The organism is Lentiprolixibacter aurantiacus, from assembly GCF_026241225.1.
GTDB lineage: Bacteria > Bacteroidota > Bacteroidia > Flavobacteriales > Flavobacteriaceae > Lentiprolixibacter > Lentiprolixibacter aurantiacus.
This window is the reverse complement of record NZ_JAPFQP010000002.1, coordinates 510354-524929: the sequence shown is the minus strand read 5'-3', so window position 1 is coordinate 524929 and position 14576 is coordinate 510354. Positions and strand designations below refer to the sequence as shown.

The 14576-nt window shown below is 43.7% G+C and carries 14 protein-coding genes and 1 tRNA gene; 4 read left to right on the top strand and 11 right to left on the bottom strand.

The features are described 5' to 3' along the window. Positions 1-46 precede the first annotated feature (46 nt). The 4 genes from nrdD to mnmE all read right to left on the bottom strand — a co-directional run bounded on the left by nrdD (position 47) and on the right by mnmE (position 5163). Entirely contained in the window at positions 47-1882 is a 1836-nt protein-coding gene (gene nrdD / locus OO016_RS09420) for an anaerobic ribonucleoside-triphosphate reductase (RefSeq protein ID WP_266012909.1), read from the bottom strand. Between the two features lie 8 nt (positions 1883-1890). After that, a complete protein-coding gene (nrdG, locus tag OO016_RS09415; RefSeq protein WP_266012905.1) occupies positions 1891-2340 on the bottom strand; it encodes an anaerobic ribonucleoside-triphosphate reductase activating protein in 450 nt (149 codons plus the stop codon). Positions 2341-2681: 341 nt separating this feature from the next. Next, positions 2682-3668 (bottom strand): ROK family protein, encoded by a 987-nt coding sequence (locus OO016_RS09410; RefSeq protein WP_266012902.1) that lies wholly within the window; start codon positions 3666-3668, stop codon positions 2682-2684. Between the two features lie 103 nt (positions 3669-3771). After that, positions 3772-5163, bottom strand: coding sequence for a tRNA uridine-5-carboxymethylaminomethyl(34) synthesis GTPase MnmE (gene mnmE, locus OO016_RS09405; protein ID WP_266012900.1), 1392 nt, complete (start codon positions 5161-5163; stop codon positions 3772-3774). Between the two features lie 125 nt (positions 5164-5288). On the opposite strand from mnmE, the gene OO016_RS09400 reads away from it, so the two are divergent. After that, a complete protein-coding gene (locus OO016_RS09400) occupies positions 5289-5654 on the top strand; it encodes a DUF4870 domain-containing protein (RefSeq protein ID WP_266012898.1) in 366 nt (121 codons plus the stop codon). 137 nt (positions 5655-5791) lie between these two features. Here OO016_RS09400 and OO016_RS09395 read toward each other — a convergent pair whose 3' ends face one another. From OO016_RS09395 to OO016_RS09370, 6 genes are all read right to left on the bottom strand, one after another. Then, positions 5792-6871, bottom strand: coding sequence for an SP85-like N-terminal domain-containing protein (locus OO016_RS09395; protein ID WP_266012896.1), 1080 nt, complete (start codon positions 6869-6871; stop codon positions 5792-5794). 246 nt (positions 6872-7117) lie between these two features. Continuing rightward, positions 7118-8236 (bottom strand): DNA polymerase III subunit beta, encoded by a 1119-nt coding sequence (gene dnaN, locus OO016_RS09390; protein WP_266012893.1) that lies wholly within the window; start codon positions 8234-8236, stop codon positions 7118-7120. A gap of 120 nt (positions 8237-8356) precedes the next feature. Beyond that, on the bottom strand, positions 8357-10024 hold the full coding sequence (gene gldG, locus OO016_RS09385; RefSeq protein WP_266012890.1) for a gliding motility-associated ABC transporter substrate-binding protein GldG: 1668 nt from the start codon (positions 10022-10024) through the stop codon (positions 8357-8359). Beyond that, entirely contained in the window at positions 10024-10755 is a 732-nt protein-coding gene (gldF, locus tag OO016_RS09380) for a gliding motility-associated ABC transporter permease subunit GldF (protein ID WP_266012887.1), read from the bottom strand. Before gldF ends, gldG begins: the two co-directional genes overlap by 1 nt. Continuing rightward, the gene (locus OO016_RS09375; protein ID WP_266012884.1) at positions 10755-11051 is read right to left on the bottom strand and encodes a putative quinol monooxygenase; all 297 of its coding nucleotides are present in this window, start codon (positions 11049-11051) and stop codon (positions 10755-10757) included. Before OO016_RS09375 ends, gldF begins: the two co-directional genes overlap by 1 nt. Next, positions 11052-11882 carry an SAM hydrolase/SAM-dependent halogenase family protein gene (locus OO016_RS09370; protein WP_266012881.1) on the bottom strand — a complete coding sequence of 277 codons (831 nt, stop codon included), beginning with the start codon at positions 11880-11882 and terminating at the stop codon, positions 11052-11054. Positions 11883-12012: 130 nt separating this feature from the next. On the opposite strand from OO016_RS09370, the gene OO016_RS09365 reads away from it, so the two are divergent. Next, positions 12013-12966 carry a PhoH family protein gene (locus OO016_RS09365; protein WP_266012878.1) on the top strand — a complete coding sequence of 318 codons (954 nt, stop codon included), beginning with the start codon at positions 12013-12015 and terminating at the stop codon, positions 12964-12966. A 6-nt stretch (positions 12967-12972) separates the two neighbouring features. Further along, the gene (locus tag OO016_RS09360; protein WP_266012875.1) at positions 12973-13929 is read left to right on the top strand and encodes a phosphoribosylaminoimidazolesuccinocarboxamide synthase; all 957 of its coding nucleotides are present in this window, start codon (positions 12973-12975) and stop codon (positions 13927-13929) included. A 28-nt stretch (positions 13930-13957) separates the two neighbouring features. Here OO016_RS09360 and OO016_RS09355 read toward each other — a convergent pair. Continuing rightward, a tRNA-Met gene (locus tag OO016_RS09355) sits at positions 13958-14031 on the bottom strand. 136 nt (positions 14032-14167) lie between these two features. Between OO016_RS09355 and OO016_RS09350 the strand changes: the two genes are divergently transcribed. Further along, positions 14168-14551, top strand: coding sequence for an START-like domain-containing protein (locus OO016_RS09350; RefSeq protein ID WP_266012872.1), 384 nt, complete (start codon positions 14168-14170; stop codon positions 14549-14551). The last annotated feature ends 25 nt before the right edge of the window (positions 14552-14576 follow it).

The following is a 14576-nucleotide window of genomic DNA, read 5'->3' as shown; positions in this document are numbered from 1 at the left end:
GCTTCCCTTCTGTAAATACTTCATGCAGCAGTTTGCTACAGATCAATCACGATAGTACACAAGGCTCTGTTTCCATTTCCTGAAGGGAAGTATCCTTTCCCCTGGATTGGTTAATGTGATAATGTCTCAGGTTATGCTCCTTTTGCCTGCCGGAACTAAAATTGGAAACACGTTTCAGGTAACCTATTACCCGGGTGGCATGGTCCACGTTTTTAGAAGAACATTTGTTACAGCTGTATCTGGTGCGTTTGTCAATATGCCCGCAATCGTTGCAAAGCGTAATTCTTATATTAAAACAAAAATAATTGCAGCCCGCTTGTGCCGTGGCATGGATCAGTTTAATAAACCCTTCCTTATTGGGGGTTTCTTCCAGGTTCAGATGCAATGCCGAACCTCCATCCAGGTATTTAATTATTTCCTTTCCATGAAGTATTATCTTGTCCAGGGTGTTGGTCTTGTTATCCTCTACCACGAAAAAGTAAGAATTATAGCAGTCTCTTTTAACAAATAAGCCATCCTGATGGTCCCATTTTGCATTTTTTACACCCAAATTTTCGGCGGGAACGAATTCTGTGTTAAAGAGATAACCGTATTTTGCTTTAGCCGCTTTATTTTCTTCATAGATCGCTTTGAGATAGTGGTTAACAAAACGCTTGTATGCCGAATTATTCCCTACCGTAATTCCCCGGCTTTCTGCTGCTTCCACCATTCCGTTTATACCAATAGTAAGGAACTGCTTTTCCATAGAGATCAAGCCAGCATGATAGACCGGTAGCATACCGCTACTGTTATAGTCGTCCATAAGTTTGCGGAATGCAACCTGGTATTTATGGATTTTGCGCACTTCTGAAGCGATATCAGCACCATTCTGTATCAAACGGTTCATATTCATGGTAATCACGTTTATGGAGCCCGTTGCTACTCCACCGGCTCCGAGGGAATAGCTGAAGGTGTTGTCACTTATCTCATTTCGCAATCGACAGCAGGAGGCCAGGCTATCCGCATTTTCAGATTGATAAATAAAAAAGGAGTTGCCTTCGCTGAGTTCTTTTGCGCACATTTCAGTAAAGACGGGATCTGCCGGGACCCCGTCTTTAATCAACATAGCAGCTGTAACAACCGGGAAAGTAAGTACAGCCTTGTTGCGTTCTTCATTGAACCAATGCATAAAGAAGGCTTGCAATTTCTTAATTCGCTCCCATTCCGGTTGGCTCATATCCGGGAAGACAAAATCGCCGAACATACTTTTAAAATAGGGCTCGTCATATACGGAGATATTCCAGAATACGGATTGATAGCCCCGTGCCGCCGCGGGTTGGTTTATGGCGTACACTACGTGCTGGAGATGATTTTCTATGATCCCTCTATGCGTTTTCAGGTAGTTGTCACCGTAATCCTTTGCCGCAAAGTGGTCAAAATACATCAGGAATTCAACGGTTGCCAGGGCACCTGCAAATTGTGAACTTACGGCAAATACGAGGTTTACAAATTCACCACAGAAGCTTTCCAGATGCTTGGGGGCCCTGCTCTCTCCACCTATTTTTGTCAGGCCATCCAGTAAAAACGGATACATGCTTATGGATGCGCAATAGGGCTTCAGGGAAGTTTCGTCGTGAACATATATCTCATGGGATTCAATTTGCCTGATATATTCGTCCGCCAGATCATTCCCAAAAAGGCTGGCAATTTTTTGCCTGACCAGGGTACGGTTTATTTGGATATTGAAATCTTTATTGAGTTCGGCCTCCATGGTAGCAATATTCTTGGAGGTAACATTGGCATTCGAATCCACTTTTGATCCATCTGCGGCATTTTGAGAGGCGAGGTAACGATTTATGAATGAAATCTTGTTGTTTATCTGTTCTTCTGTTAGTCGGGTCATAGGAGTTGTTATTTAGGTATAAATAGATGATTAAGGATTTTATTGGTGCTGACTTCCCGGAAAATCTGATTGGTTTTTTTGCTGGATAACCCCCCAAGTTCCTCGATCCAGGGGCCTGTTTTAATGTAGGTCAGATATTCCAGTATTCCTGGTTCTACCTGCTCTTGCCCTGTGTAAAGACAAGTTTTATAGCCCATACTCTGAGCATATTTAAGCATAGGAATAAGCTCATGGGGGTGCCATTCGCCACCCATGAACAAAATGCAGGAGGCGAAACCGTAATACTGGTGCAGGAATTCCTTAAAGTTTTCAAGGGTGATTTTATTACCGGATTGATTTTTCCATAAAAAGGGGGAGTGGCAACCGGGGCATCGCAATGGGCAGCCGGAAATGCTAAAACAAAGGCTTATCTCACCTGGTACTTCCTGAAGCACCACGTTGAAATCATAACAATGCATAAAATAATAAATGATTAAATTATCATATATAAAATTACAGCACACACAAAAGTGTGTTAGGACTAGCAAAATGAGTTATTAAAAAAGTTATTAACAATCCGGCAGGGCAAGAAGAACAACGGATCAAATGAGTTTTGAGGTTCAGGTTAATACCGGATCCACGTATTACTGGCAGCTGGTAACGCAAGATGCTGCTGGCAACAGTTCGTTTTCTGTTGTTTTTCAGTTCAAGGGCATATAAAGTAATTTAATCCATAAGATTGTTTTGGAGGGAAACCATCTCTTTATTGAGAAATAGATACATCTCTGCATTGAGAAATAGATACATCTCTACAAAATAATCAGCTGTTCGGACTATTAGGAGTGTCTTTTTCTAAGGCCGACCATGCCAGGGCGGCAGGTCCCAGAATGGCATCGGAACTTGTGGTAGTTGATATCAAAACCTTTACTTTTCCTTTGTAAGCATTAAAAAGACGAAGTTCCATGAACCGCTTAATGGGGTTAAGTAAAATATCTCCTGCTTTGCTTAGTCCTCCTGATAAAATAATAGCTTCCGGGTCCAGATGGGCCACAATATCAGCCATTTTACTGCCCAGTATCTCTCCTGTTTTATCAAATGCCTTTAGCGCAATAGCATCTCCTGCCAGGGCCGCATCGGAGATATGCTCCCCGGTCATATCCTCGAAACTGATTCCGCGCAGAGGGGAATCTGCGCTCATCTCAGCCATGAGCTCAAAAACAGTCCGCCGGATACCAGTCACCGAGGCATAGGTTTCCAGGCACCCCTGTAATCCACAATTGCATTGGCGACCATCGGGATCCACATTTACATGGCCAATCTCCCCGGCCAAAGCATGTTCTCCTATCAATAGTTTACCATCGGATATTATGCCGCTACCAAGTCCGGTACCCAGGGTAAGCACCACAAAGTGCTTCATGCCTTTTGCAGTTCCAAATTTCATTTCGCCCAGGGCAGCCGCATTGGCATCATTGGCCAGTACTACGGGTAAATTATAGGTCTCCCCGATAATTTTTGAAATGGGAGTGAGGGGACCCCATGATAAATTGGGCGGATTTTCAATATTTCCGGTGAGGGAATTTGCGTTGGGAGCTCCAATGCCTATGGAAATCAATTTATGGGTGGAATCCAGACTGGTAATTAATATTTCGATTTCAGATTTCAGCTTTTCCAGAAAAATATTGAAAGGATCCTGCCCATTGGTCCTGAACACCCTTTTCTCCAAAATACTACCAGTCCGGGTAACCAGGCCAATTTTGGTCAGGCTGCCGCCTATGTCTATTGCCAAAACTATTTTCTCTGTCATCATATACCAGGATTCACTACAAAACAAATGAACTTTTGTCTTGTCCTGAATGATTTACGTCAGTTTTGGGACAATTGCCCAAATGAAATTGTTAAATCAGCTAGTTCTATTTCCCGATACAGAAATTGGCAAAGATATTGCCAAGGAGGTCATCAGTAGTAATCTCGCCGGTAATCTCGCCGAGGTGGTACAGAGCCTGTCGGATATCAATAGCGAGCAGGTCGCCGGAAATTCCTTCCTCCATACTTTCCTGTACCTTCTGGATCTCAGCAAGAGCCTTCAACAGGGCATCATAATGCCTTGAATTGGTCACTATGGTTTCGTTCTTTTGCAGGGTTCCGGTATTGACCAGGTGTAAAAGCTTGTCCTTCAATTGGTCCAGTCCGGTGTGTTCCAGGGCAGAGAGGGCTAAAAAGTCCATTCCCGTTGAATTACCAAGTTGATGCAATTGCTCTTTGTAAACCTCAGTCTCCATTGCGTCTGCCTTATTTGCAAGCAGAAGTACAGGTTGCTCCCTGGCTTTTTGTCGGACCTTATCTATGGTCGCATGCAGTTCTTCAGGATGGGTTTGAAGCTCTTTGGCTTCAAATAAAAAGAAAACCACCCTGGCTTTTTCAATATTTTCAAAGGTCCGTTTTATTCCGATCTGTTCAATTTGATCCCCGGTGTCCCGGATACCGGCGGTGTCTATAAAACGAAAGCGGATACCCCCTATAGTGATCTCATCCTCAATGGTATCCCGGGTAGTTCCCGCGATCTCCGAAACAATGGCCCGTTCCTCGTTCAGCAGGGCATTGAGCAGGGTGGATTTCCCCACGTTGGGTTTTCCCACGATGGCAATAGGTATCCCGTTTTTGATCACATTCCCCAGAGAAAACGAATCAATAAGCTTCTTTAAGGTTTTTTCGATGCGATTCAGGAGTTCTAGAAAGGCCTCGCGATCTGCAAATTCAACATCTTCTTCAGAAAAATCCAGCTCAAGTTCAATGAGGGAAGCAAAGTTTAGTAATTCTGTTCGTAGTAATTGTATTTCCGAGCTGAAACCACCCCGCATTTGCTGCATCGCAATCTTATGGGAAGCTTCACTGTCGCTCGCAATAATATCGGCGACAGCCTCAGCCTGACTTAAATCCAGCTTGCCATTGAGGAAAGCCCGCAGGGTAAATTCACCCGGATTGGCCATTCTGCACCCTTTTCTTAAAAACAGCTGTATGACTTGTTCCTGTATATAGGGAGAGCCATGGCAGGAGATCTCAACCACATTTTCCCCGGTATAGGAATGTGGACCTCTGAATAGGGAAACCAATACCTGGTCCAGGATTCGGTCACCATCTTTGATCTCCCCGAGATGGATGGTGTGGGTTTTTGCTGTTGGCAAATCTTTGGAGAATACCTGATCAGTCAGTGAAATGGCCTTTACACCTGAAATACGGAGCACGGCTATGGCACCAATTCCCGGGGCAGTTGCTGAAGCGATTATGGTATCCTCTGAGATCATATGAATTTGTATCCATGCAAAAATAGCCAAAAGAGGCTACTATAGCCATCAGTTAAGCAGTAGCCTGTAACAATTTGTTCAATCTTGCTACTAATAGAGTAGAATAACTTAAATCAATCAAAAAAATGCATGTAATCAATCAACCCGCTGCCATGAGAACCGACAGGTCCCTGCTCGTGGTAACCCACTTAACCCAGTTACTTTCTTATGTAATTGGTTTTGGCAGCCTGATAGTACCCCTTATCATCTGGTTATCCACTCGGAATACCGTTGAAGATATGAACGAGCACGGCAAGGCAGTCGTAAACCTGCAGTTGAGCATTATACTTTACATAATAATAAGTATCCCTGCCATTTTATTATTAGGCCTGGGTATCCTAACCCTGATCGCTACAGCTATATTGGGATTTGTAATGCCTATAGTAAATGCAGTAAGAGCTAATAACGGGGAATCGCCCAGCTATTTTATGACAATACCTTTTATTTCCTAAGACAGGATAAAGGTTAGTTTTGTTTAGCATCCGGCTCCGAAAAGGGCCGGATTTTTTTATAGTGCTTTCAAGTTCTTTTATATCCAACAAAAAAGGCTATCCATTGGATAGCCTTTTCTACTTATTTTACTGTAAACTTAATTGCAAACAACTGCGTGAGCAATTACATAAATTTCTCCTTCCAGATCTTCCTGAATTGTGTATTGGCCAGGAGCAACCGTAGGGTTACCTTTCTTATTTGTTGGGAACATAGCGTTTCCAGCGTAAGAGTGAGTCTCTTCTACATTGTACTGAGAATCGATATTGTAAGTAAACGATACGTTTCCATTCATATAACTAACGTCTACCGTTCCAACCAGTTCTCCTTTGGAAATATCGCACTGGCCAGCCCCGGAGTAAATTTCGTAGGTATAGTCTCCTTCTGAAAGTGGCCCGATTGTCCATCCCCAGCGATCAAAAGCTTCCGGAGTATCAGAGAAGCAGGTAGCACCATCATCACTCCTTGCAAAGGCGGTTTCGCATTCTATATCCTCGAAACAATCAAGGGTAAAGTATAGTTTAGAAGCTATTTTCTGACCATCTATAAGCAAGTCTACCCATGCACTCAGACCATCTAAATTCCTTGAATCTGTAAATGCGGCACCGGGTCCTATTTGGACTTCTTTTGTTACTAATTTATCCTGTCGCCATTCGTATCTAACCGCATTTTCAACCTCGAATTGACCCACTGGTAAATTGTCAGATTCACAATCTGTAAAAGTAATAGAACTTCGCGAAGAATCTATTTTAAAATAGTTGAGAAGTTCTGGGTCAACAATAGCATTAGTACAAACATCCCTTGACCAAAATTCCCCGTTAATTCCCAATAATTCAGTATAGGTTTTACCTTCTACAAGCCATAAATCTATTTGGGCAATGCATGAAGTTCCACTAAGTAACTTCGTAGTTCCAAAAATATGTATACTTCCGTCTGCCTGTGGTTGAAATGAAAGCTTATGGGTTTCAGTGGAGCCCCAGTAAACAGGGTCAAAAGCGGCATAGTAAGCTAAATTAAAATCGGGTCCTTGCCCGCAATTATCCGAGTCGGATAATGTACATTCACTGTCTACAGAGAATGAGAGATTAGTACCATTTATGGTTTCATCATCCAATTTTTCATTAGTACAGGACCATAGAACAACAAATAGTCCAAATAGCGTTAGTACGAGTTTTTTCATAATAATAGCGTTTATTAAAGGTTAATTTAAATTGTAAATACAAATCTGATAAGAGAGCCATAGGAATACAATGACCTTCATCATTTTGCATAAATCTTTGTTAAAAGTAGTAAACTGACTTCAGGTGTATTATATAATGCCGTTATAACACCTAAAAATATGGATAACAGGTAATTGTGTCTTTTAAATGTAGGAAAATGCCCTAATGTTGGCTAAACAAGTGCATATTAAAGAAAATGTTCACGACTAGTTATTCAACATCACCGGCATTACCAGCATAGTGATGCTCTCACCTTCATCCAGGCCATCGGCGGGGGTAAGGATACCGGCACGGTTGGGCAGGCTCATTTCAAGGGAAACATCGTCAGAGGATAAATGCCCCAGCATTTCTACCAGAAAACGCGAATTAAACCCTATCTGCAGGTCGTCCCCCTGGTAGGCACAGGTCAGGCGTTCTTCTGCCTTGTTGCTGTAATCGATGTCTTCGGCCGAAATATTCAACTCTGCCCCTGCAATTTTAAGTCGGATCTGGTGCGTGGTCTTATTGGAAAAGATAGATACCCTTCGTACGGAACTCAGGAACTGGTTCCTGGAAATACTTAATTTATTTGGATTCTCTTTGGGAATAACCGCTTCGTAATTGGGGTATTTGCCATCGATCAGCCTGCAAATCAGTTCAGTATTGTCAAAGCTGAACTTGGCATTGCTATCGTTGTACTCTATCACCACGTCTTCCTCACTACCAGCCAGGATACCCTTAAGCAAGTTCAAAGGTTTCTTAGGCATAATGAATTCCGCTACCTCAGAGGCATGAACGTCCGTACGCTGGTATTTTACCAGTTTGTGGGCATCTGTAGCCACAAACGTCAGGTTTTCCGGTGAAAACTGGAAAAAAACACCGCTCATTACCGGCCTCAGGTCGTCATTCCCTGCAGCAAAAATGGTCTTGTTGATCGCGGTGGCCAGGATATCACCCATAATAGAAGTCGAACTGGGGTCAGCCAGTTCAACGGCTTTGGGGAACTCGGCCCCATCGGCATAAGCCAAAGCGTATTTTCCGTGGTTGGAACTGATTTCAACCGTATTGTTGTCTTCCACCACAAAGGTCAGCGGTTGCTCGGGGAAGGTTTTAAGCGTATCAAGCAAGAGTCGGGCCGGTACGGCTATGGTGCCTTCATTATCTGAATCAACTTCCAGGACGGTACTCATCGTGGTTTCCAGATCGGAAGCCGAAACCGTCAGTTTCCCCTTCTCCAAAACAAAAAGGAAATTGTCCAGAATAGGCAGGGTGTTGCTGGTATTGATAACGCCTCCCAGTACTTGAAGTTGTTTTAACAAATAGGTGCTCGATACAATAAATTTCATATGAAGAATGTCTTTTTTCCTTTAATTTGATGCTAAGCATTAACAGCCCGTTTTGGCCGTAAAACAAATATATTTCATATATCTGAAATGTCACCCTCAAAGGGACAAACTTATTAACAGTTATCGGGCGTATTTGCGTCTTCTCAGCACATTAAAGATCAGTCCAAACAACAAGGTTGCCAATAGGGGAAGCCCAATATTTATAAGTTGCCATTTCGTTTTATGCTGCGCAATTTTCTCCTGGTCCAGCAGCGGGATATTGATTTCCTTGGCCCGGATGTTTATAAGTCCGGTATCTTCCAGCATATAGTTCAGGCAATTGATCAAAAACTCCTTGTTTCCATAGAAATTATTGGTCCATTTATCGTACCCAAGTTCCAGGGGTCGTCCGTTTCTCATCTGGTTCCTGATCAGGTCTCCGTCACCAATTACGATCATCTTGTTTTGAGGCCCCTGATCCTGGTGACTGCTAAGTTTTATGGGGCGGATGCGGTTGACGTAGGCCGACTTAAATTCGCCTTCCACCAAAACAGCAAGTGGCATTCCCCCCGGTTTATAGGTTTCCCGATCGGGTTCACTGGTAATCATATCCAGGCTAATGGTTCTGGGCACCCCATCGGCCTTTGACAATGGAGAACTCTGGAGCAAAACCGTTTTTTTGTAGGTGTTTGACAGTGTATCCAAAACACTGGCAAACTGAAACCTCAAGGCCTCAATATTACTGTTAACAGGATGATTTTCCTGAGAAAAAACCATGGGATGATAGAACCAGGGGACAGGATTGTACTGGGCATCATTTCCTTCTCCTGAGGCCAGTACCACCTGTGTAAAATACAGGTCATTCACCAAATTGGGGTTAACCCTTACTCCATATCGGAACAGGAGGTCATCAATGTTGAGGTCTCGAATGTAGGCCAGGCTCTTACCCTCATTATTGAATAAGCTGTCTAACTCGGCAACCACTGGATCAACCAGCCAGATGCTGCGTCCCCCGTTGACCATATACTGGTCCAGTAAGTACTTTTCCCCATCCGTAAAGGCCTCAGTGGGTTTGGCAATGAGGGCAAGATCGTACTGCTTTAATATGTCAAGGGTGCCTTCAGGATTGGAAGCAACTGAATCCAGGGTTATAGCTCCGATATTATAGTAATCCTGGATCGTAGTCAGGAAATCTGCCATGTAAGCATCCGGCAATTCCCCGTTTCCTTTTAGTACCGCTATTCTCTTTTTATCCTTAATACCCAGTTTGTAAAAAGCATCGGAAAAGGCGTATTCCAGATTCTGCACCGAATTATTGATCCGGTCTTCCGTACTGGCCCCAAGTTTGTTCTTTAAAAGGGGTACCTTCACCGTACGTTCTTTATGGGTAACCAGTGCCCATGGGAAGAGGAGTTCCTGTGTAGTCTTTCCAGTGTTTTCCACAGTAATGTTAACCGGGGTAAGTCCTAAACCCTGCAATTGGGCAATTGTAGCTTCAATATCTGTCTCCTCTTCAAGGGGATTTACATAGTCAATGATAAGGCCCGGGTTTTCTTCTGCAAATTCTTCCAGGATTTGCCTGCTTTCCTTTTGCAATCGCAGGAATTCTGGTGGGAGATCCCCATCCAGAAGCACATCTACCATTACTTCCCCCTCCAGTTTTTGTACTGCATCCCCGGCAGCTTCAGATAGGGTATACCGCTGGTCTTCAGTTAGGTCGAATCGCAAATAAAAATGAGTAGCCAGGAAGTTGAGCAAGATCACTCCCAGTATTACTGTAATTCCCGATTTAATCCAACCTTTTCCCATTAGCGCTCCCTGTTTTTTAAATAGGCCTGCGTGAAAAACAGGAACAGATATCCTAATGAAAGAAAGTATACCATATCCCGGGAATCCAGAACCCCGTTTGCCATGTCTTCATAATGCGATTTCATCCCAAGGGCTTTAACTCCCAGGGCCAGTGTCCCATTGTCTATAAGGGAAGCTATTGCCTCAAAACCGTAGAAGAGGCAGAAGCAAATCAAAATACTTATCAGAAACGCAACGATCTGGTTTTCAGATTGTGAAGAGACGAAAAGACTGATCGCCACGTAGGCGAAGATCAAAAAAACCATACCAAAATAGGAACCCCATATCAATCCCAGGTCCAGATTGCCTGTGGTAGTCCCCAATTCGGAAATCGCATACACATACAAGAGTGTTGGCAGCAGGGCGATCAATACAAGGGCAGAAGCACCTAAAAACTTACCCAAAACGATCTGCCACAGCGTAGTGGGTTTGATATAAAGTAGTTCGAGGGTGCCCAGTTTACGTTCCTCAGAAAAGCTGCGCATGCATATGGCCGGTATCAGAAACAAAAAGATCCAGGGCGCGATGGCGAAAAAATTGCTCAGATCGGCAAAGCCGTATTCAAGGAGGTTGTAGGGTCCATCAAACACCCAAAGGAACAAGCCGTTAAGCAGTAGAAACAACCCCACAACCAGATAACCTGTCGGGGTGGTGAAGAATGATCTGATTTCTTTTTTAAATATAGCCAGCATTAGCTTAGACTTTCTAATTTATGCAAACTCCATGCCTCCGGGGCCGAGGCAAAAAGTTGTTTCGTTCTTCCCCAGACATCCCTGAAAAAATCGGATTGCCGGTACTTTTCCAGAAAGGACTCTTCTTCCCAGTGGCTGTAGGTGAAAAATAAAGAGGGATTCCTGTTATCCTGGTAAAGCTCCAGGAGAAGGCATCCTTCTGAATTTCTGATATATGCTTTTGTTTCTGCAAAAATCGCTTCAAACTTAGCAATATTTTCCTTCTTGATATTCAGTTTTACTATGCGGACAAGCATTCATTCAAAATTAATGATTATGGTATCCCGGTAATCCAGCCCCAGCAGGGTAGAAGCACCCCCAACGGTCTGCAGATTACTTTTATAAATGGCCAGTTCTATATAGTCCGAAGAGTTAAATAAAGCAAGCAGGTCTCCGGGTCCTTTCCGTCGGCTTTTATCCAGGTTGAAATTAATAATATCGCTGTACGAATCATAGATCTCCGTTAAGCGTTTATTCCTGGCGTTGATTTCAAATTTCCTGCCTTTCCGGTAGGCTTCAAACAGTCCCTTCTGGATATTGGTAATTACATTGCCATAATTATCAATATAAATGACGCTTCCCGTAAGGGTATTTCCATTATTGGAAACCCTTGGGGAAAACTCTTTCAGGATTTTCAGGTCATCAAAGGGTTTACCGACAACTTCCAATTTGCCGCCTCTGGCGAGGTGGCAGGCCACTTTAACGAATACATCCAGGACGGGGAAAGCACCGTGCAGCACGTCAGGTAATTTAATTTCAAAAACCTTTTCGGGATTGATTTCAGCAGTGATGAGGCTCACCACGCCGTTATTGGCTGCAATAAAATAATGGCCATCCACATAAACGGCAATGTGCGGGTTTTCAACAGTAGGTTCCGCATCTACTCCCACAATGTGGATACTGCCTTTGGGAAAGGCGTAGTATGAATTTTTGAGGATATAGGCACACTCCTGTATGTTGAAAGGGCTTATGGAATGCGAAATATCAACAATCTTGGCATCTTTTAACTCACTGTATATGGTTCCTTTAATGGCGCCTACAAAATGGTCTTTAAGCCCAAAATCTGTAGTTAAGGTTATGATTGCCATGCAATACTGTTGATATATTTTTGCCCGGGCAAACTGTTTTTTTAATTAAGTTTGTTAAGCAAAATTACATAAAAAAATAGCGTACGGAAAAGTACAGCACAGGTATTCACAATCAAATTTTCAGCGCTTTTTGAACGAACTAAGACTAGAACTTACCGAAATCAGCCCAAGAGATTTCTTTGGGCAGCAAAACGAGAACATTGATTTACTAAAGAAGCATTTCCCAAAACTCAAAATTGTTGCCAGGGGCAGCAAAATTAAAGTTTACGGGGATCAGCAATTATTGGACGAGTTCGATAAGCGCTTTCATATGCTTACGGCCCACTTTGCTAAATACAATACCCTGGATACCAACGTTATTGAAAGGGTTTTGAGCAGCAACGGGCACGAAGATTACGATTCTTCAGATTCTAGCAATGACATCCTGGTCCACGGGGTAAGCGGAAGGCTTATAAAGGCAAGGACAGCCAACCAGAGGAAACTGGTAGATGCAGTAAATGAAAATGACATGGTTTTTGCCATCGGTCCGGCAGGGACAGGAAAGACTTACACCGGTGTTGCCCTTGCCGTCAGGGCATTGAAAAACAAACAGGTAAAACGGATCATCCTTACCCGTCCGGCTGTGGAAGCCGGAGAAAACCTGGGATTCCTTCCGGGAGACCTCAAGGAAAAGCTCGACCCTTACATGCAGCCACTCTACGATGCACTTCGGGATATGATCCCAAACGAAAAGCTGGTCAATCTTATCGAGAATGGCACCATACAGATTGCGCCCATGGCGTTTATGCGGGGGCGTACACTGGACAATGCCTTTGTGATCCTCGATGAGGCCCAGAATACCACCCATGCCCAGATGAAGATGTTCTTAACGCGTATGGGTAAGCATGCCAAGTTCATCATTACGGGTGATCCCGGACAGATAGATCTTCCCAGAAGGGTCATTTCCGGGTTGAAAGAAGCCCTCCTGATCCTGAAGGATACCGAGGGCATTTCCATGATCTACCTGGACGACAAAGATGTTATCCGTCACAAACTGGTAAAAAAGGTGATAGATGCTTACAAGAACATTGAACACCAAAACTGATCCCGGATGTCAAATACCTTAATGTCTACCAATTTTCAATTCCCCGGACAGGAATCGGTATACAGGGGTAAAGTTCGGGAAGTATACCGTTTGAATGGGGGGTTGCTGGTTATGGTAGCTACGGACCGTCTTTCTGCCTTCGATGTGGTAATGCCTAAGGGAATCCCTTACAAAGGGCAGATCCTCAACCAGATCGCCACGAAAATGATGGCAGATACCGAAGACCTGGTTCCAAATTGGTTGATGGCCACACCAGACCCCAATGTGGCCGTAGGCTATGGCTGCGAACCGTTTAAAGTGGAGATGGTAATACGCGGTTACCTATCCGGTCATGCCGCCAGGGAATACAAAGCTGGTAAACGAATGCTATGCGGGGTCCCCATGCCGGAAGGTATGATTGAAAATGATGCATTTCCCGAACCGATCATAACCCCGGCTACCAAAGCTGAGAAAGGCGACCATGATGAAGACATTTCCCGGGAGGAAATACTGGAAAGGGGACTGGTAAGCAAGGAAGATTATGAGGTCCTTGAACAATATACGAGGGCCCTATTCAAAAGAGGGACCGAGCTTGCCGCTAAACGCGGGCTTATTCTGGTAGACACCAAATACGAATTTGGCAAGACGGCTGAAGGAAAAATTGTTTTGATAGACGAGATCCATACTCCGGACTCCTCCAGATACTTCTATGCCGATGGTTATGAGCAAAGGCAAAAGCAACAGGAACCCCAAAAACAACTATCCAAGGAATTTGTGCGCCAATGGCTCATAAGCAATGGCTTCCAGGGGCTCGAGGGACAAATAGTCCCAGAAATGTCGGATGCCTACATTCAAACGGTATCCGAACGCTATATTGAGCTTTACGAAAATATTACCGGGGAAAGTTTTGTTAAAGCTGATCTGTCGCACATAGAACAGCGCATAGAACGAAACGTAACACAGTTTCTCGAGGGACGCAAATAAAAAAGGCCGGTTAACCGGCCTTTTTTTGTAGCGAGAGGGAGACTTGAACTCCCGACCTCAGGGTTATGAATCCTGCGCTCTAACCACCTGAGCTACCTCGCCATGGGGTTAAAAATGGGCTGCAAATATAACGGTAAAAATCGTCTTCTTCAACATTCCGTGATCAAAAAAGTTTCTTTGGCTTTTATTTTTTAATCATTCTTAAAATGCTATATTGTCCGGAGTAATTTGCTATGGCATGAGCGACAAAACAAAATATCAACTCGAATTTGTAATTCAGTCTTCCCCACAACTACTTTATCAGTATTTGTCCACACCCTCCGGCCTTTCGGAGTGGTTTGCTGACAATGTAAATTCAAGGGGTGAGGTCTTCAGTTTCATTTGGGATGGTGCCGAAGAACAGGCTAAACTCTTGAAGAAGAAGAGCGATGAATTTGTCAAATTCACCTGGTTGCCCAATGAGGACGATTACTATTTTGAAATGAAAATCATTGTGGACGAAATTACCAAGGATGTCAGTCTGTTCATCACTGATTTTGCTGAAGATGATGAATTGGATGAAGCCAAAATGCTTTGGGAAAACCAGGTAGGGGATCTTAAGCAGGTGCTGGGTTCGACATAAGAAATCAATAGAAATCAATTATCTT